17 protein-coding genes and 1 pseudogene are annotated in these 19,115 nt (G+C 35.3%); 6 read left to right on the top strand and 12 right to left on the bottom strand.

All coding sequences use genetic code 11. From position 1 onward, the window contains the following. Positions 1-75: 75 nt before the first annotated feature. From LK994_RS05280 to LK994_RS05225, 12 genes are all read right to left on the bottom strand, one after another. A complete protein-coding gene (locus LK994_RS05280; RefSeq protein WP_229761847.1) occupies positions 76-954 on the bottom strand; it encodes an MlaD family protein in 879 nt (292 codons plus the stop codon). 21 nt (positions 955-975) lie between these two features. Then, a complete protein-coding gene (locus LK994_RS05275) occupies positions 976-1,755 on the bottom strand; it encodes an ABC transporter ATP-binding protein (protein WP_229761846.1) in 780 nt (259 codons plus the stop codon). Between the two features lie 4 nt (positions 1,756-1,759). Beyond that, complete coding sequence (locus LK994_RS05270; RefSeq protein WP_229761845.1) at positions 1,760-2,518, bottom strand: MlaE family ABC transporter permease; 759 nt, start codon at positions 2,516-2,518, stop codon at positions 1,760-1,762. 56 nt (positions 2,519-2,574) lie between these two features. Next, on the bottom strand, positions 2,575-3,156 hold the full coding sequence (locus LK994_RS05265) for a porin family protein (RefSeq protein WP_229761844.1): 582 nt from the start codon (positions 3,154-3,156) through the stop codon (positions 2,575-2,577). Between the two features lie 38 nt (positions 3,157-3,194). Further along, the gene (locus LK994_RS05260; protein ID WP_229761843.1) at positions 3,195-3,560 is read right to left on the bottom strand and encodes a hypothetical protein; all 366 of its coding nucleotides are present in this window, start codon (positions 3,558-3,560) and stop codon (positions 3,195-3,197) included. Positions 3,561-3,718: 158 nt separating this feature from the next. Beyond that, positions 3,719-4,153: a response regulator gene (locus tag LK994_RS05255; RefSeq protein ID WP_229761842.1), complete on the bottom strand. Its 435-nt coding sequence runs from the start codon at positions 4,151-4,153 to the stop codon at positions 3,719-3,721. Then, positions 4,143-6,638, bottom strand: a complete 2,496-nt coding sequence (locus LK994_RS05250; RefSeq protein WP_229761841.1) for a PAS domain-containing hybrid sensor histidine kinase/response regulator — start codon at positions 6,636-6,638, stop codon at positions 4,143-4,145. The genes LK994_RS05255 and LK994_RS05250 overlap by 11 nt, the downstream gene beginning before the upstream one ends. Positions 6,639-6,662: 24 nt before the next feature. Beyond that, entirely contained in the window at positions 6,663-7,223 is a 561-nt protein-coding gene (locus LK994_RS05245) for a helix-turn-helix domain-containing protein (protein ID WP_229761840.1), read from the bottom strand. Between the two features lie 78 nt (positions 7,224-7,301). Beyond that, positions 7,302-7,862 (bottom strand): helix-turn-helix domain-containing protein, encoded by a 561-nt coding sequence (locus LK994_RS05240; RefSeq protein WP_229761839.1) that lies wholly within the window; start codon positions 7,860-7,862, stop codon positions 7,302-7,304. A 150-nt stretch (positions 7,863-8,012) separates the two neighbouring features. Further along, positions 8,013-10,052, bottom strand: a complete 2,040-nt coding sequence (locus LK994_RS05235; RefSeq protein WP_229761838.1) for an outer membrane beta-barrel protein — start codon at positions 10,050-10,052, stop codon at positions 8,013-8,015. Between the two features lie 10 nt (positions 10,053-10,062). Then, a complete protein-coding gene (locus tag LK994_RS05230; protein ID WP_229761837.1) occupies positions 10,063-12,384 on the bottom strand; it encodes an Ig-like domain-containing protein in 2,322 nt (773 codons plus the stop codon). 223 nt (positions 12,385-12,607) lie between these two features. Then, entirely contained in the window at positions 12,608-13,477 is an 870-nt protein-coding gene (locus LK994_RS05225) for a carbohydrate-binding protein (protein ID WP_229761836.1), read from the bottom strand. A gap of 412 nt (positions 13,478-13,889) precedes the next feature. Between LK994_RS05225 and LK994_RS14590 the strand changes: the two are divergent. From LK994_RS14590 to LK994_RS05200, 6 genes and pseudogenes are all read left to right on the top strand, one after another. Beyond that, a pseudogene (locus LK994_RS14590) lies at positions 13,890-14,117 on the top strand (Arm DNA-binding domain-containing protein); the annotation flags it as partial. 33 nt (positions 14,118-14,150) lie between these two features. Next, on the top strand, positions 14,151-15,107 hold the full coding sequence (locus LK994_RS05220; RefSeq protein ID WP_229761835.1) for a tyrosine-type recombinase/integrase: 957 nt from the start codon (positions 14,151-14,153) through the stop codon (positions 15,105-15,107). A gap of 30 nt (positions 15,108-15,137) precedes the next feature. Then, positions 15,138-16,823 carry a hypothetical protein gene (locus LK994_RS05215; protein ID WP_229761834.1) on the top strand — a complete coding sequence of 562 codons (1,686 nt, stop codon included), beginning with the start codon at positions 15,138-15,140 and terminating at the stop codon, positions 16,821-16,823. 114 nt (positions 16,824-16,937) lie between these two features. Beyond that, complete coding sequence (locus tag LK994_RS05210) at positions 16,938-17,282, top strand: helix-turn-helix domain-containing protein (RefSeq protein ID WP_229761833.1); 345 nt, start codon at positions 16,938-16,940, stop codon at positions 17,280-17,282. Continuing rightward, complete coding sequence (locus LK994_RS05205) at positions 17,275-17,559, top strand: hypothetical protein (RefSeq protein ID WP_229761832.1); 285 nt, start codon at positions 17,275-17,277, stop codon at positions 17,557-17,559. Before LK994_RS05210 ends, LK994_RS05205 begins: the two co-directional genes overlap by 8 nt. A gap of 1 nt (position 17,560) precedes the next feature. Continuing rightward, a complete protein-coding gene (locus LK994_RS05200; protein ID WP_229761831.1) occupies positions 17,561-19,114 on the top strand; it encodes a DNA primase family protein in 1,554 nt (517 codons plus the stop codon). Position 19,115: the final 1 nt, after the last annotated feature.

Below are 19,115 nucleotides of genomic sequence, written 5' to 3'. Positions count from 1 at the left end.
TCGAAACAGTTAAAATAAATAACGATTCCCAATGGCTATAAGTGTATGTAGCATTTGATCTTTGAACAAAGCATTTTATTGCGCTATGCTATCTATTGGATTGATCATCTTGATCGTTAGTGTATCTTTTTTTATCAGATCATTTTTCTTTTTGGCTTCAATTGCCTTTTTGGCCTCAGCCGCTTTCTTTGCCTCTGCTTTTGCCTTTTTCTTAAAAAATCCTCTTAATAAAAAATTATGTTGTAACGCCTCCATGTTTTCATCAAGGCCTTTTGTGGCACCTTGTATGTTAGCCATAGTAGAGTCAAGTGTTTGATTAAAATTGCCATCATTCAATTTAGAAGTGAACTGTGCAAATTTGTTTGAACTGACCTGTAAATTTTTGATCGTACTTTTTATACTGTTAGATGTTTCTTCATCACTTATTAATTGCGACAATGCCCCATTGCCATTATTCATCTTAAAACTAAATGCAGCCAATTGCCCGGTAATAATTCCGGCATTATCTACACTCGTCTTTATACTGTTCATCACATCATCCATTTCTATTGCAGTTTTGGAAGCAATAAGATCATTATCCTTCACCTGGGGATTTGTTGGTGTGCCGGGAGAAATCGTTAACACTTTATCCCCCATCAATCCATCTGAACCAATGCTTGCTTTAGCATCGGTCTTAATAAACTGCTGAACTTCCTTCTTTAAGACGATATCAACTACTACTGTAGTATCAGTTGTTAATTCAATATTATCGATGGTCCCCACATTAATACCGGAGAAGCGAACATTATTACCTTCTTTTAAACCGCTGACGGTTTTGAATTTTGCCTTCAAACGAAAAGTAGAACCAAAAAGATTTTTTTGTTTACCAACAAAGTAGATCGTTACTACAAACAAGACCAATCCAATGAGTACAAACATTCCTAATTTCCAGGTAAAGCCCGATTCCTTATTCATATTTTTTATTTTATACTGTCATTAATTAAAGAACGAGCGAACCCATTCATCCTCACTTTTTTCCAATTCCTCATAAGTTCCTTCAGCATTGATCACACCATCTTTGAGAACCATTAACTTATCTGCTGTAAGTTTAGCACAAGCCATATCATGAGTAATGATGATAGAGGTTGTTTTATATTTTTTTTGAAGAGACAAAATAAGTTCGCTTATTTCCCTGGAAGTAATTGTATCCAAACCTGTTGTTGGTTCATCATATAATATTATCTCCGGATTTAAAATAAGTGTACGTGCCAATCCGATCCTTTTCCGCATACCCCCCGACAATTCGCTAGGCATTTTATCTATTGCTTCTTCGAGGCCTACATTTGCCAACGCAGCAATTATTGCCTTTTCAATTTCTTCTTCAGAAAGATCTTTGGAATGTCGCTTTAAAGGAAATCGAAGATTTTCTCTCACCGTCATAGAATCGTACAAAGCCGCATTTTGAAAAAGGAATCCAATCCTCACTCTTATTGCATTCAATTGATTATCGTCCAACAAACTGATATCAGCATTAAAAACCTTTATCAGGCCTTTGTCTGCTGCCACCAAACCAACTAAACATTTTATAGCAATTGACTTTCCTGACCCCGACTTACCCAATATCACCAGGTTCTCTCCTTTGTTTACCACAAGATTGAGCCCCTTTAAAACATCGTTGTCTTTGCCAAAAGATTTGTATAACCCTTCTATCTCTATGATAGGTGCTGCTATATTTTGCGTTGTTGTTTGTATTATATCTGTTACGGGCTGTTCCATATTGTTAGAAAAATAGATCTGTTATTTGTACTGCCAGCATATCAATAATGAATATTGATAAAGACGCCGCTACCACTGCGGAGTTAGCCGCTTTACCCACACTCTCTGTACCATTGGCAGCTGTGTATCCTTTATAGCAGCCTATCATGCCAATAAAAAATCCGAAGAAAAACGTTTTGACAGTGGCCGGAATAATATCTAAAAATTCCAACGCTTCAAACACTTGGGAAAAATACCTGAACAAACTAACATCGCTATGTATGTTAATACCTACATACCCGCCAATAATTCCAATACCATCGGCATAAACAACCAACAGTGGAATCATTAAAGTAGTAGCCATTACTCTTGTTACTACCAGATATTTATATGGATTGATCGCAGATACTTCCATTGCATCTATTTGCTCCGTTACTTTCATAGAACCCAGTTCGGCACCAATCCCTGATGCAACTTTTCCTGCACATATCAACGCAGTAATTACCGGAGCGATCTCTCTGATCAATGATAATGCCACCATGCTTGGCAACCACGATTCGGCGCCAAACTCAGCTAACGTAGGTCGTGATTGAAGCGTTAACACCAACCCCATTATAAAACCCGTAATAGTTACCAGGGGTAAGGATTTATACCCTATCACATAACATTGTTTCAAAAATTCTCTTATCTCAAACGGAGGCTTAAAGAACTCTTTGAAAAATCGGGCAATAAACTGTGTTACAATACCGGTATCAGTAAAAATATTTTTTAAATAAACAACCAAAATTTTATTCTTTTAAAAAATCGGAAGAGACGGCAAACACCATCTCTTCCGAAATATTATTTATGATTAAAAAGATAAAAAACACCTAACTGTAAACCTCTGTTAGTTGATTTTACAGCATTGTTTTCATTGATATCACTCAATCCAAGATTGTATCTGATATCTATACCAAGACCACTGGGAGGATGTACATAACCTGCGCCAAATCCAAGGCCAAAATCAACCATTTTTAAATTGTCTTTAACATCAGTATCCACATCATTTGTTTTAGATTTTGCACTTATTAAAAAACCAACTTGTGGTCCGGCTTGTAACCTGAAGCCATTGTCAAACATATACTGCAACATCAATGGCACATTAACGTAGTTCAAATTAAGTTTGGTAACTACTCCGCCTGTTGTGTATTTTGCGCCTTGGCTAGAGTACACTATTTCCGGTTGAAATGCTACCTGTTTGGCTAGATGTATATGCCCTATCAACCCCAAATGGATGCCCGGTTTGCTATCGTACTTTACTCCATTACTGTTATTGATATTATAAAGGTTGAATCCACCTTTGATACCAATGTTTACATGTTGTGCCTTGGCCTGAGTTGTCATTAAGATTGCAGCAATTGCTACGCTTGCGTAAAATTTCATAATTGTTTTTTGATTAATAATTAGGGTTAAAAAAATATTTATAGACAATAATTTATCCGGCTATCTTCAAAATATCGCTGCATTTGTTTTGTTTCAATTTTTATTTTATCAAAATCATGATTGGCCTTTAAAACATTGAAACATTCTATCTTGGCATCAGACGGACCAAACAGTAATACCTCATCATAATCTTTTATAACATCTCCTATACTTGTATAGTATTCAATTTGTTCATTCTGCTCATAATCATCCGATGCAAATCCTTCATTGGCTAATTCAATCGGCCTCAATTGGCCAGCGAATTTCGCTTTGATGTATTTTGATTCGAAAGTACCTGTAGAAAACTCTATCAGGTAGGCAATTGAATGATCCATCCAAATGCCCAATCTATTGATCGTTGACATTGTATTGCTATTAAAATTGTTAGAATTACAGTGGCAGGCAAAACTGATCATTGCCAGCAATAAAGGTGCACTTACTTGAGGATATAAGTGTTATACAATTACTTAAAAAAGTTACAACATTCACACTTTGTGAAGAAAACACAGCAAGAGGCAAATGATCACATTCGATCCATATACCACCTCAATTCTTTTTCCATTTTTTTATAGGTAAAAATTGATGTGATGATCTTTTGCAGGCGAATAAACGCTGTTTCACTTTTTACAACATAATCATAAGCTTTGTGGTGCATACAGTTAATGGCCACTTCAATTTTATCCTGAGAGGATAACATGATAACCGGTATATCCGGATTGATCGTTTTTATGGCATCTAATGCTGCTAATCCATCCATAGCCTTGGTATCGATGCCATCCAGATGATAATCTAAAATAATTACATCGGGAGCATTGGATAAACTTTGCACGCAAAGCTCTCCGGTAGCATAGGTTTCAATAATAAAATTGGCATGTTGCATAAACTCAATCTCCAATGATTTTAAAAACAAAGCATCATCATCTACTAAAAAAAGTTTGATCGGTTGTTTACTTTCCATTGGTTTGATTTTTAATTCTGTTAAACTCATGCTCCAACTCAACACAGGCCCGGCCGCAAACATCTTCTAATTGTGATACCATCGTTTCCATTTCATCTATACCTGACTGAATACCGGCGTATTCCTGAATTTTTTTTGCTATATTTTCAAAGTTTTCACCAATCCCCATTATTGAAAAAGAAGGGATCATTTTATGTACTGCAGAATGCAACATGGACCAGTCCTTATCAAGAAAACTTTGTTTGATCGTTTTGATCAAAGGCGGTGTTTGCTCTAAGTATAGCAAGATCATCTCCATCATCAATGACGGATTTGATTTTGTACGAAGATTTAAATATGACAGATCAATACACTTCTCTTTTTCGGCTTGAGTATTGTCTTTATCTTTTTCTGGAACCATGGAAGTATTTTTTTTAACTAACCCCACTATTTTGCTATATAATAATCTTTCGTCGACTGGTTTAGCTATGTAATCATTCATCCCAACAGCTTTGCATTTTGCCAGATCAACCGTAGTTACATCTGCCGTCAGTGCGATGATCGGAACAGCGGACTTCAGTGTTTTCCTTATATATTCTGTGGCCTCAAAACCATTCATTTCAGGCATTTGCAGATCCATTAAAATAACATCGTACGATTTGTCTTTCAATTTTTCAATCGCCATCTTCCCATTGGATGCGATGTCTCTTTCAAAACCAAAATCATCCAGCAATGTTTTCATGAGTAATTGATTCAATGCAATATCTTCAACAACCAGCACACTTATATTTTTGATTTCCGTATCTATTTCAAGAATATCGTTATCCGGTATTATATTTTCTTTTGTTTTTAAAAAACTCAACGTAAAGCTAAACGTAGACCCTTTATCAACTTCACTTTTTACATCAATATTGCCTCCCTGCGGCTCAACCAATTGTTTCACTATTGCCAGGCCTAACCCCGTACCTCCAAATATCCTTGACGTACCACTAGAGGCCTGCTGAAAATTTTCAAATATTGTTTCAATCTTACTTTCTACTATTCCTATCCCTGTATCCGAAACCGAAAACCCTATTGTAACTTTTTCAGCATCTTCGCTAAGCAATTTTACGCCTACTGTAATATTTCCTGCAGGTGTAAACTTAACAGCATTGCTTACCAGATTTAAAATGATCTGATGTAACCGCACCGGATCTCCAATCAACACTTCAGGGATATTCTCGTCATATATTTTAACCAGCTCTAAATTTTTTTCCTGAATTTTTGTCTCAAACAAGTGAAGCATAGCAGAAATAGATAACGATAACTTGAACGGCACCTGCTCAAAGACCATTTTGCCTGCATCTACTTTAGCCAGGTCGAGAATATCGTTGATCAATACGATCAATGCATCTCCACTCATTTTGATCGCCATTAAATATTCTTTTTGCTTTGCAGACAACTCTGTTTTCAGCATCACTTTTGTAAACCCAATGATTGCATTCATCGGCGTACGTATTTCATGGCTCATGTTAGACAAAAACTGTTGTTTTGCTTTTACCGCATCCTCTGCTTTCAACGTTGAACTTTCTGCTTTAAGTTTTGCTTCTTCTGCAATTAAAGTTGCTAACTCTGCAAAAACCCTGGCTTCAATCAGTTCCTTTTCAACTTTTTTCAAATCGGTGATATCTCTGGCTACCAATACTGCTCCAATTACTTTCCCATGATCATCTTTGTAAACCGAGCCACTTAACAATACATCTGTTAATACACCGTCGATAATTGTCAGCGGATAGTTCATTACATATCCGTCACCAAATACCTGTTCATACACTTCTTTTACTTTTTTTGTTTCAACAAAATAATCCGCAAAATATGTCCCTATAATGTTTTTTCGAGGTTTGCCCGTCGCCTTTATCATCGCCTCGTTTATATCAGTGATCAATCCTTTAGAATTGATTGTAACTAACGGGTCAAGACTGGCTTCAATTAAACTTCTTGAGTATTGTGATGTCATTATAGCAGAATTGCTGGTTGCTTCTAGTTTCTTATTCTTAATTTCTCTTTTCTTTTTTTCTTTATTTTGAAAATCAAGCTCTTTATCTGCTATCAATAACTCTGCTGCTCGTTTTTTCTTTTCTCCTGTCTGAAATATCAATTCAAGATTTGCAATTCCTAATTCAGCGGCTCTCTTCTTTTTTTCCTGTGTTTGAAATTCAAGTTCCTTATCTGCAATCACCAACTCTGCTGCTCGTTTTTTCTTTTCTCCCGTTTGAAAGATCAATTCTTTATTTGCTATACCCAACTCTGCTGCTCGTTTTTCCTTTTCGCCTCCTTGAAACTCCAACTCTTTATTGGCTATCCCTAACTCTGTTGCCCGTTTACCCTTTTCCTTATTTTGAAAAAGCAATTCCTTTCTGGCAGTAACCAACTCCTTTACCAGTTTATTTGTTTCAACTTTTCTAAGAACAAGCTCTTTCCGCAGCTGGGTTAACTCATCTCTATCAGATATTATTTTTTTCGCCATAGTCACTGCATTTTTTTATTGTTTTCAAATATCCTCAATCGGGCTTCTTCTTTTATTTTTTAATTGTTTAAAATGAGATGGGGACAGCCCTGTAACTTTTTTGAACTGGTTGGATAAATGTGCTACACTGCTGTAGTTCATTTTCCAGGCTATTTCAGTTATATTCAACTCATCATAAATAATTAATTCTTTAATTCTTTCCACTTTATTAGCGATAGTATATTGTTCAATGGTTGTTCCTTGAACTTCTGAAAACAGATTTGCCAGGTATGTGTAATCGTGATTTAATTTTTCACTCAAAAAATGGGAGAGGTTTGTTTTTATGACCTCATCAGACTGATGAACCATTTCAATAATCACATTTTTTATTTTTTCCACCAATACAGCTTTCTTATCGTCCATTAATTCTAGTCCGGAGACAAACAAAGCCGCTTTTAATTCCTCCCTTTTAGACAAAGAAATGTTTTCCATAATGTCTACTTCGCCGAGATCGACAATAACAAAATGCAAACCGAGTTTTTTCAACTCTTCCTTCACAACCATTTTGCAACGATTGCTTACCATATATTTAATGAATAACTTCAATAGTGTAACTTGTTAGGAACAAAGGTCTTCTCTTTGAAAGTGGAAACATTACATAACTTTAGAAATAAGTTACATAATTCACAGATTATCGAGTGGGCTTCTTTTTTTCTTTTTGAGAGATTTAAAATAGGAAGGCGTTAAGCCGGTTACCTTTTTAAACTGATGAGAGAGATGTGCTACACTGCTGTAATGCAGTTTCCAGGCAATTTCCGTAAGATTCAGTTCATCGTAAATGATCAACTCCTTTACTTTTTCTATTTTATGAATAATGATAAAATGCTCTATAGTAATAGCTTCTGTTTCTGAAAAGAGGTTGGATAAGTAAGTATAGTCGTAATTTAATTTTTCGCTTAAGTAATCAGAAAAATTTGTTCTGGGCAATTCGTCTGTATAATGGATCATTTCAATGATCACATTTTTTATTTTTTCTATCAATACAGCTTTCTTATCATCCATCAGGTCAAGGCCTGATCTATTCAATGCAACTTTTAATTGTTCTCTTTGCTCTGGTGTGATATTTTCCATTATCTCTACCTCCCCCAATTCCACTTTGGTGAAATGAAGTCCGAGCTTTTTCAATTGCTCTTTCACCATCATTTTGCACCGAACACTCACCATGTATTTAATAAAAAGCTTCAAGGTTGTTTATTATTAAAAGTACCAGCATTTTATTTCTGCCACATTTCACTAATACTTCCTTTAAAGATACAATTCTTGCGTATCACCTGGTAGTAAAAAAAATAGCCTGCCTGAAAGTCAGGCAGACTATAGCTATAGCTGATCTATGAGCTATTGCTTAGGGATAATATCGATAACTACTGTTCTGTTATAAAAACGTTCTTCCGGAAATTTATTTTCAAATGGCGACACTCTTTCATCTTCACCTAATCCGAATACTTCAAATTTAACATCGCTTCTTCCGGCCCTTGCAAGGCTGTTCTCAAGAATTCCTTTTACATCATTCGCTCTTGCCAATGATAAATTTCTATTATATATTTCGTCTCCGATGATATCAGTATACCCGTGTATCACTACCGTTGCGCCTGCAGAAATTTTAGGAGTAACCACATCGGTAAGGTATTTTTCATAAATAGAGATCGCTTTAGATTCATTGAATTCATAAATAACACTGTACCTAAGCGTTTCGCCGGTAGCCGCTGGAGTCCAAAGCACCAAATGTACCAATGTGTCTTTGGTAATTATTTTACCATCATTAGTAACTCCTTTCATCGTAATTCTATAATTGCCTTGTGGTGTATTACCTAAAATAGATTTGCCAGGTATGCTCACTTTTTCTTGTGTGTAAGGCCCGAAGCTTTGCCTTTTGCCATTTTCATCTTTAGCTTCTACAGACCATGAAGACAATGTTTTCTTTTTATCTTCATTCATAAATACAACATAACTGTTTTTCGGTGCAGTTACAATTTCTACAGGTTTCAATGGCGCACTTGGTCCACTTTGGAATTCCATTAATAATAGAGGCGAACTACTTTCAATAGAAACCCTGCGATCTCCTTCACGTAATAATATAAGCTCTGTGGTACGGCCTGGTTGTTCAGAAGGAATTTTAGGTTTGTAGTTTCCTTCAATAGCGATCCGATTTGCATTAATTCCAAAAATATTTACGAGATAATCTTTAATTGACATCGCCATAGCTTGGCCATCTTCGGGACCACTTTCAGAAGACCCTACCAACTTAATGGTTGCAGAAGGGGTTTTACCCATCCTGTCGCCAAGTATATTCAATACATTGTAATAAACGGTCATCTGTCTTTCTGAACGGCCTGATAAATTTTTAGGAACAAACTGATCCAGATTGTCTTCTTTGAAATTTTTCACCTGATCTTTCTTCAACAATTCGTATCGATCCGGTATAGCACTCGATCCAAGATCAAAGAACACATAATTGCGAATCGGAAATGTTTCTTTTATATTGTTAGTTTTTGTTGGATCATTTTCAGGTACGTACACTGTAAATTTCACCGATGGATCAAGTGTTTGAATCGTGTTCATAGGTCCGACTGTTTCCGGATTTCTGGAAATTTTCTTCCCCATTCCAAATTTTAATGCAGCTCCAACTCTTAAAGTGGTTACATTCCAGGTTTCTGTTGTACGTGGAGACTGACCAAAATAAGGCTGAAAAGAAACAAAAGGAGAAAGTACAAATTGTGTTTGCATTGTTTGAGATGAAATCGGAATATCATATCCTGCTCCTACCTGCATGGAGATAAGAGAATTTTTAATATTACTAAGATCTCCTTTCACATCGGCATTAGGCGCCTGCCCCGGATATGCCGGGTTAATGCCCAACTTATAGGTAAAAGATTTTTTTACATTGAATGCAAAACGAGGACCGGCATATAAATAAAAATTAGATTTCGCCGGCGCCAAACGCAAACTTGGTTCTATCGTTACATAACTCAGATCAGTTGACAGATCTGCCGGACAGTTGCAAGGAGTATTGACTGTTTTGAATGATCCTTTACGGCTATCATAGCCTGCCTGCAGCATCACTCCTAGCATTGATGCTGGGTTATGATACTCAATGAGTGGTGCAACATACAAGCCTACACCTGTTCCATTATGAAAAGCTACCGGAGGAGTAAAGTCTGCATTCAGTTCCTGTGTAGACCCACGATAGAAATTTATATTTGCACCCGCTGCTGCCCCAAACCACCATGAAGGCTTTGTGTATGTCGCTTCCTGGGCCTGAACGGGTGTTTGAAAGGCTGTTACGATTAAAGCACCAGCAATAAGGTTTTTAAAATTCAGCCTATTTCCAGAAAAAATTTTTCCTGCAGCTGTTTTATAATTATTATTTGATTTCATGTTATTTTATTTAAGGCTTAGTGATAATATTTGTACTGGTTAGAACTACTGACCCGTTTCTTGCAAGCATTCTTCCCACCGCTGTTGCATTCGAATTCATTGTTATAGATGTTAAAGCCAATACATTTCCTTTGAACGAAGTATTATCTCCGATGGTAGCAGAACTACCAGTTTGCCAGAAAATATTTTTTGCCTGAGCTCCTCCACTAAGAATAATATTTCCACCAGCTCCTCCAACAGTTGTAAAAGCTGCTGCTACCTGAAATATCCAAACAGCATTGGCATCTCCTTGTGCATCTAATGTCAGATCTCCATTTTGTACTAACAGAGTTGATGTTGATTTATAAATACCCGGTGCTAATGTTTTCCCTCCCTGATCGCCGGCTACTGTAACCGGTGCAGGAGAAGTTGCTCCTTCGGCAAAAAGATATGCGTTGGTTAAATCTATTTTAGCTTGTGATAACATAGCAGCAACACCCGGAGGCGCAACATCATCTGAGGCATAGATCGCCCCGTTTACAACTATAGCCGGAGGAAACCCTGTTATGGAAGAACGAACACCCGGACTTATACCTACATCCATGTTACGTATCTGACTAAATCCTGCATTGTTCATCACACCTACGCCGGCGATAATTCCAAAACGAGCTACCGAATTAAGATTTACAAATGGCGCTCCGGCCGATGGCTTAGTTGAAAAACTCCAGGTATAATTATTTGCCATAGCAACTCCTGACATATTCATTGCTCCTGTTGTAATGGTAGCAGTGTAAGTTGTATTTGATAAAAGATTACTGTTAGGAGTAAACGAAGCTGTTGAACCTGAATATGACACTGTCCCTGCTACAGATGCTGATCCTTGTTTCACAATAAATGTTGCACTGTTTATTGTTAACGGATTCATTGGCATACTGAAAGTTGCTGTTATAATTTTATTTAGTGTAACTCCGGTAGCATTGTTTGCCGGATCAGTAGAAATAACTGTAGGTGCTATTGTTACTCCAGTTGTAAAGGTCCATACATAATTATTTACAAGACCGGTACCAGATGTATTCTTAGCTCCAGTAGTAATAGTAGCGGTATAGGTTGTACCTGCAGAAAGATTTATCGAAGGTTTAAAAGAAGCTGTTGTACCTGAGTATGAAACAACTCCCGGAATCAACGTAGTCCCTTTCTTTAATGTAAAAGTTGTTGTGTTAATGGTCAATGGATCCATTGCTGTGTTGAAAGTAGCGGTAACAATTTTATTGACTACAACACCTGTTGCATTGTTTACCGGATCGGTAGAAATAACCGTAGGTGCACCAGTAGATATAGTTGTAAAGGTCCAGCTATAATTATTTGCCAACGGCGTACCTGATATATTCTTTGCTCCTGTAGTAATAGTAGCGGTATACACAGTATTTGCCGTTAAAGGATTGGTAGGCGTAAAGGACAGAGTTGTTCCTGTGTATGAAACTATTCCTGCCACTGATGTAGCGCCTTGCTTTAAACTAAAAGTTGAATTATTAATTGTAGAAGCATCCATCAACATACTAAATGATGCTGTAACAACTTTATTCAATGGTACTCCTGTAGCATTATTCACAGGATCGGTAGTAATCACTGTAGGCGCTGTAATTGTTCCGGTTGTGAATGACCATGTATAGTTATTTGTCAACGAAGTGCCAATAGTATTTTTAGCTCCGGTTGTAATCGTAGCCGTATATACTTTATCGGGACTCAGATCAACATCAGGATTAAAAAATACAGTTGATCCTGAATTTGAAAATGTTCCTGATATATTTATTGACCCTTGCTTTAAAGTAAAGGTTGAAGCATTGATCGTAGAAAAATTCATCGGCATGCTAAACGTTGCACTAACAATTTTATTCAGAAATACGCCGGTAGCATTGTCTTCCGGATCAGTAGAAATTACTGTAGGAGCCATCGTTGCGCCAGTACTGAAGGTCCAGATATGATCAACCTGTAAGGCATTTCCTTTCAGATCTTTAACTTCCGTTGTAATTTTTCCTGTATACGTAGTATTAGGCAAAAGAGAAGCAGATGGCCTGAAGTAAGCAGTAGTTCCACTATATGAAAGAGAACCCGACACTGCTGTAGGTCCCTCTACTGTAAATGACGTTTCGGTAATTGTTGCCGGATTGATCTCTTCATTGAATGTTGCAGAAATCAGCTCGTCTACAGGAACACCTATGGCGGCATTCGCAGGATTTGTAGATACTACAACCGGACAAAGTCCAACTGTTTCAACAAATGTATCTTTCTTACAGCCAACAATAAACGCAACTGATGCTATTGCAACCAATGTTAAATAATGTATTAGTTTCATGTTTTTTCTTTTACTGGGTGACTATATTGTCACTTCGCAAAGGTCCGTTCATTAATTACGGTAAGTATTACACAATTGTTTGAACATCTTACATGATTACCACATTTTGGATGCAGTAAAAAACATCTAGAAATAAGTAAAGCCCCGAATTCCTTCAGGGCTTTGCTTATTTTACCACTATAATAATTTTTTAAATACGGAAAAAAATCAAACCTTAGATCAATCAATATTTTTTTAGAATTGCTGTATAATTCTTTCCAAAATTATTATCCCAATATTCTGTTCCATTTACTTTGTATGAAACCGCATATTGTATTTGTTGTACGGATGGATCTACGGCTATAGACGAAGTCCATCTTTCTATACCGAATCTGTTTGGATTGACCAACGTTACGCCATTTCCTATTGCATAATATTGTGCAAATGCCAATGGAAGAGTTTTAACAGATTTCCAGCCATCGGTTGTATAAACCACATTCACATTTTTATTGTAAGCAATATTTCTAACATCAGTTACAATATTAAAAACTGATGCTCCGGTATTATTGGCGGTGTAATTATTAAAATATGACATCATTGTATCAACACTAACATTCAATCCTTCCTGTAAATACATTCCATCCGATCCGCTAACAGTATAATTTGCTCCTTTGTTATTGTCCCAATAGGTTTGTTGATTTACTTCGTACTTCATCGCAAACTCATTTCCTAAGGTGGCAGAAGTGATATAAGTAGAATAATCATATTCCGTTCCCCATATCTCAGTATTATAGGGTGTAGACGAAATATATTTTAATGGAATATCAAGCCAGACTCCATCTGCCATTTTATGATGTGCCGATACTTTTTTATTATAAGCAAGATTAGCTACCTCCGCATAAAAGCTTTTCCTTTTTGTATAAAAACCGGCATATACCCAGGCATTTACCGACCATGATTTATACAACTTTATTGGTTCCAGTGCTGAAGGCCTTGCAGCAACATTTTTTTGTGGTTGCACTGTTTCATTAGCAGTGTCATTTAAAACGTCATTTTTTGAACATGAAAATAAAACCATCGAAGACAAAAGGAGAGATACAAGTATTTTTTGCATAGTTATATTTTTTGCAAATATACATATTTAATGTGTATTAATTACACATTAAATTATTTCAGACAATACATATCGCTTATGTCTTTGCATAAGCTATGATTGAAAAGTCCTTTATATGAAGAAGTGGGGCCGTCTAGTTATGGAAAACAACAAAGCCCTGAATCACTTCAAGGCTTTATTACTTTTTTCTGCTCCCCCTTCAGGACTTGAACCTGAGACCCTCTGATTAACAGTCATAAATTTACCCCAAAATAAAGAAATAATAAACTACCAAAAAGAATAGTAACCCCCCGTAAATACAGCAATAATAAGCCTTTTAACAATATCTGTTTATTTATGGTTATTTCGTGTTAATTTGTATTTTTGTGTCGGAATTGTGTCGGAGTTACCACACAGTTAAAAATACAACGTTATGAATACTGCAACCGTTTCCGCATTTATAGACAAATACCACCCCCAAAAAGACGGCAATTGTTCCGTTACAATCAAGATTACAAGCCAAAGAAAAAAGAAGTATTACCCCACAGGAATAAGTATAAAAGCAACCGATTTTGAAAGGGTTATGACTGCAAAAAGACGGAATGAAGCAGACAAAGCGCTTTACAATAAAATTCATTCATTTGAAAGTAAAGCCATTGAAGCAGTTGAAGCCTTGCCGGTTTTTACTTTTGGAATGTTTGAAGATATTTATTTAGAAAATAGAGATGCGGCGGATAGCATAGCATTTGGATTTGATAAATACATAAAGGAATTAAAAGAGGAAAAAAGGATTGGTACGGCTGTAAGTTATGAAGTTGCTAAAAAAAGTATTGAAAGTTTTAAAAAGGGTTTGAAGTATGCAGATATTACAAAGCCCCTATTAATGCAATATGAAAATTGGATGTTGGAAAAAGAGAAAAGTAAAACTACTGTTGGAATTTATTTAAGAAGTTTAAGAGCAATATTTAATAGGGCAAGTATTGACAAAAGCCTTTACCCCTTTGGCGAAGGCAAGGGTAAATATTCAATACCTACAAGTAAGAACATTAAAAAAGCTTTAACCCTTCAGGAAATTGCTCAAATATTCCATTATGAAACTAAACCCGGAACTACTGAAGCAATGGCAAAAGATTACTGGATTTTCATTTACCTATGCAATGGGTTAAATGTAAAAGACCTTTGTTTATTAAAACGGAAAAATATTGAAGGCGACATATTGAAATATGAAAGGGCAAAGACTAAGCGAAACAAAAAAGACAGCGAAAAAATAGTAGTATCATTAAAGCCTGAAGCAAAGGCAGTAATACAAAGCTGGGGCGTTCCTTCAATCAACCCTGAAAGCTATGTTTTTCCTCACCTTCAAAAAGGAATGACAGCCGAAAGAGAAAGAAAGGTAATACAGCAACTTACCAAAACGATCAACAAGTACATGAAACTAATTGCGAAAGATCTTAAAATAAATAAAGAAGTAACTACCTATTTTGCCCGACATAGTTTTGCAACCGTTTTAAGAAATTCAGGGGTAAGCATGGAATTTATTAGCGAAGCTTTAGGACATAGCGACATGAAAACAACTAAAAGCTATCTTGCCGGATTTGAGGTTGAAAAAATACATGAAACTACAAATGCTTTAACTGCATTTGCAAAATAGTTTAGTAAATTTAGAAAAGCTTAAAAGACAATGATTGAAAAATTAACTATTGGCAAATTAAAGGAAACTGGATTTAATGAACGCCAAATTAAAAACTTCAAAACAAACCCACAATATGAAGCATACCACTACAACAAAAGCGGTTGTTTTTTTGCTTCAAATAAAGAGAAAAAAATTTATTCCGGTTCAGATGCCACCCTATTGATATTTGATAAGAGTGAAAATAATATTCCTTTCCCTTATTGGGATAAAGATTTAATACCAGTTTATTTTGAAAGAAAAAAACAATTATTCATTAAAGAATTAAAAAGAAGTACTGGAAATATTTTTATTGAGAAAGCCGCCAACGAAAATTTCAAAGCGAATGAAATTCAAATAACAAAAAACACAGTCAAAAGCTTAGAACTTACAGCTTCATTTAAAATCAATTCTGAAAGGGCGGTATTACTTAATATGTACCTGAATTGGCTTTATGACTTAGATAGCAATTTGAAGCCAAAGCCGATAAGGATTTATTACGCTATAAAGCTGGGTAACATTGTAAACAATTATGGTTCAGGTGAAATAGGTTTAAGGCAATACACAATGTTTTTTAAGAGTCTTAACGATTTTAGTTTTCAGACTGAAATTAAAAGTTTACCTCCTGAAAAAATACCCGAACAGTTGGAATTTCATTTGCGAAATTTTGAAAGAAACGGGGGCGAAAAAATGGACTGGCTTTCACATACAAGGGATTTATTGCCGATAAATATTACACCTCAACAAAAAGACAGTTTTTTAAGTTGGTGCGAAAAAGCTGAAGCAAAACAATCCAAAATATCTAATAATAATGAAAGTATAATAAGTTTAAAAAACTACCCCAAACTTAACAGCATAATAGATTACTTTAATAAATCAACACCTTATAGTGAATTACAAAAATATTGGAAAAAACAATATGACAGTGAAGCAAGAAAAGATGCGGTTTCATTAGAAGAGGCAAAAAAAGACATTAGCAGGATTATTGGTGTAATAAAAAGTAAATTCATTCGCCGTGAAATAAATTCTGATCAATTATTTATAAAGGAATTAATTGCTGAAAGAGAAGAGCAAGCCTTAAATATTCCAGGAACTGACCAAAGAGAATATTTTAAAACAACTTATAATATTAAGGTTTTAAGCGATGTTGAAAAATATTTCAATGTTATTTTAACAAGGTTAGGTGTGATCTTTAACCCTCATTTTCAGAAACCGGACATTGATAAACTGAATATCAAAAACCTATTTCAATTTTGGTATAAAGAGTTTTCAACAAAGGAACACCGAAGTATTAAAACACCTGAACAAGAAAAAGATTTAAGTAATTCAAATGATTCTGTAAATGTATTTTGCAATGCAATGCCAATAAGTGTACCAAAAGAGCACTTTGCAAAATTTACAGAAACAAATAGTAAGAATAATAAACCTTTCCTGACAAATGAACAACTAAATTCTTTTATTGAAAAGGCTTTTTATGGAAAAACTGATATTAAAAAACAAACCATTAATTACGGCAAAAGAGAAAGGCTTTTTATTGTTAAGCGTTTTTATGAATTTTATTTAATGTGTAGTACTGAATATGAAAATACAACACAATGCCAACCCAAATACATAAGATTACTTACAGATAATTTTATCAACTGGGAATTTGATAATATTAAAAACAACTTTGGAAACAAAGTAAAAAGAGAGTGGTAATTACTTTTGTTTTTACTTTCTTACTTTCTTTTTTACCACACTTACTGAACCCTTAAAAAAGCTTTAATATCCTGATAGTTTGCATTGCCTGTATAAAACAGCAGGCAATGTAAAATGGAAATTACTTTTGAAAATTTACCCAAAGCCCTTAGTTTACTTTCAAATGAAGTAAGCGAAATAAAAAGACTACTATTATCCAAGAGCAACGAAAGCGTGCCTGAAACTGACCAGCTTTTAACTGTTCAGGATGCTGCAAAATTCCTGACCCTTTCCGTTCCTACGGTGTACTCTCTTATTTCCAAAAACGCACTCCCTTGCATGAAGCGAAGTAAACGGGTTTACTTTTCAAAAATTGAATTAATTAATTATTTAAAACAAGGAAAGAAAAAAACGGTTTCTGAATTGGCAGTGGAAACCGATAATTTTTTGAGCAAAAAAAAGGAGGTTAGAAATGCGTAAACATTCAACTAACCCCCAGCATAAAAGACTAAGCAAAGATAACGAATTGCAGCAAGTTTATACTTACCTGCAAAAGAATTGTGCAACCGCTACAATGACAGCAACGGCATTGAATATTTACAGACCTAATCTTTGTAGGTACAAAATGAAATTGCAGAAAGCCGGGCAATTAGCCGAAGTAAAAAAAGGGTATTGTAAAATAACAAAACATCTTGCAAATTTCCTCACTACCAATCCCGATTTGTTTCCTATCACTTCACAATTAAACCTTTTCTAAAATGGAAGCTATAAAGATTAACCCAGCATTTAGCGATCTTAATAATTCAGCAACTTTATTAAACCACCTTCAGGTATTAGTAAAGAAAAATGAACCGACACCACACACGGAAATTTTAAACCAATTAGTTGAACAGTTTGAACCGTTGGACTTTGAAGCCTTAGCCTTTCCAGAAGTTGAGAAATTAAGAAAGCAACTTGAAACACTTAACCCTGAAAGTGAGCAAAAAAAAGAAGTAGTAAAGCAATTGGATAAATTAAAAATAAATGCAAAACACTACTTAGTATTATCGATTGAAAACACAATAGCAATTGCAGAAAGAAACCATTGGGGCTTATGTAAGAACATGGAATTTATTTACCTATACAATGGGGCTTACTGGACATACATTGAAAAAGAAGTTTTCCAAAAGTTTTTAGGTGAAGCAGCCGAAAAAATGAATGTAGCAAAATTCACAGCACGGTTTTATGAATTTCGTGAAAAGTTAATTAAACAATTTATTTCAACTGCGTACTTGCCAACACCCGAAACAACTAAAGAAGCGGTTTATATCAATTTGAAAAATGGAACTTTTGAAGTAACACACAAAGGAACTAAACTAAGGCAATTTGATCGGGGCGACTTTCTTACATATCAATTGCCATTTGATTACAACCCTGAAGCTAAAGCCCCCTTGTTTATATCTTACTTGAACAAAGTATTACCCGATATTGAAAGGCAAAAAGTACTTGCCGAATTTTTGGGCTTTGTATTTATTAAGAACGGCAACAATTCAGTAAAAGAGGAAAAGGCTTTAATACTTTACGGAACTGGAGCAAATGGCAAGTCTGTATTTTTTGAAATTGTAAATGCTTTGTTGGGGGTTGAAAACGTTTGCAGTTATTCTTTACAAAGCCTTACTGATGCAACCGGATATTTTAGAGCAATGATTGCAAACAAACTTGTAAACTATGCAAGTGAAATAAACGGTAATCTTGAAACTTCAATTTTCAAACAATTGGTTTCAGGTGAACCGGTTGAAGCCCGTTTGCCTTATGGCAAACCAATGCAGATAAAACAGTATGCAAAACTAATTTTCAACTGTAACGAATTACCGAAAGAAGTTGAACACACAAACGCTTATTTCAGACGGTTTTTAATTATTCCATTTGATGTTACAATACCTGAAGCGGAGCAAGATAAACAACTACATACAAAGATTATTGAAAGTGAACTTTCGGGAGTTTTCAACTGGGTGTTAGAAGGGCTTAACAGGCTATTATTACAAAAGAAATTTTCAGATTGCGAAGCAGCAAAAAAAGCGGTTGAACAATACAAAACCCTTTCAGATAGTGTAAAGCTTTTTATTGAGGAAAACAATTTCAAACCTAGCCCCAGCGACTACAAGGTTATAAAAGACCTTTATACAGCTTACCGTTCCTTTTGTATAGATGACGGGTTTAAGCCGGTAAACAAAACCAATTTTATTAAAAGGCTGCAAAGTTTTGGGGTAACGGTTGAGAAAAGGAATATTGGAAATGTAGCTTTTCTTACCCTTGAAAATGAAGCTTTTTAGA

It is taken from the genome of Ferruginibacter lapsinanis, from assembly GCF_020783315.1.
Lineage (GTDB): Bacteria > Bacteroidota > Bacteroidia > Chitinophagales > Chitinophagaceae > Ferruginibacter > Ferruginibacter lapsinanis.
This window is presented reverse-complemented; position numbering and strand designations above follow the sequence as displayed.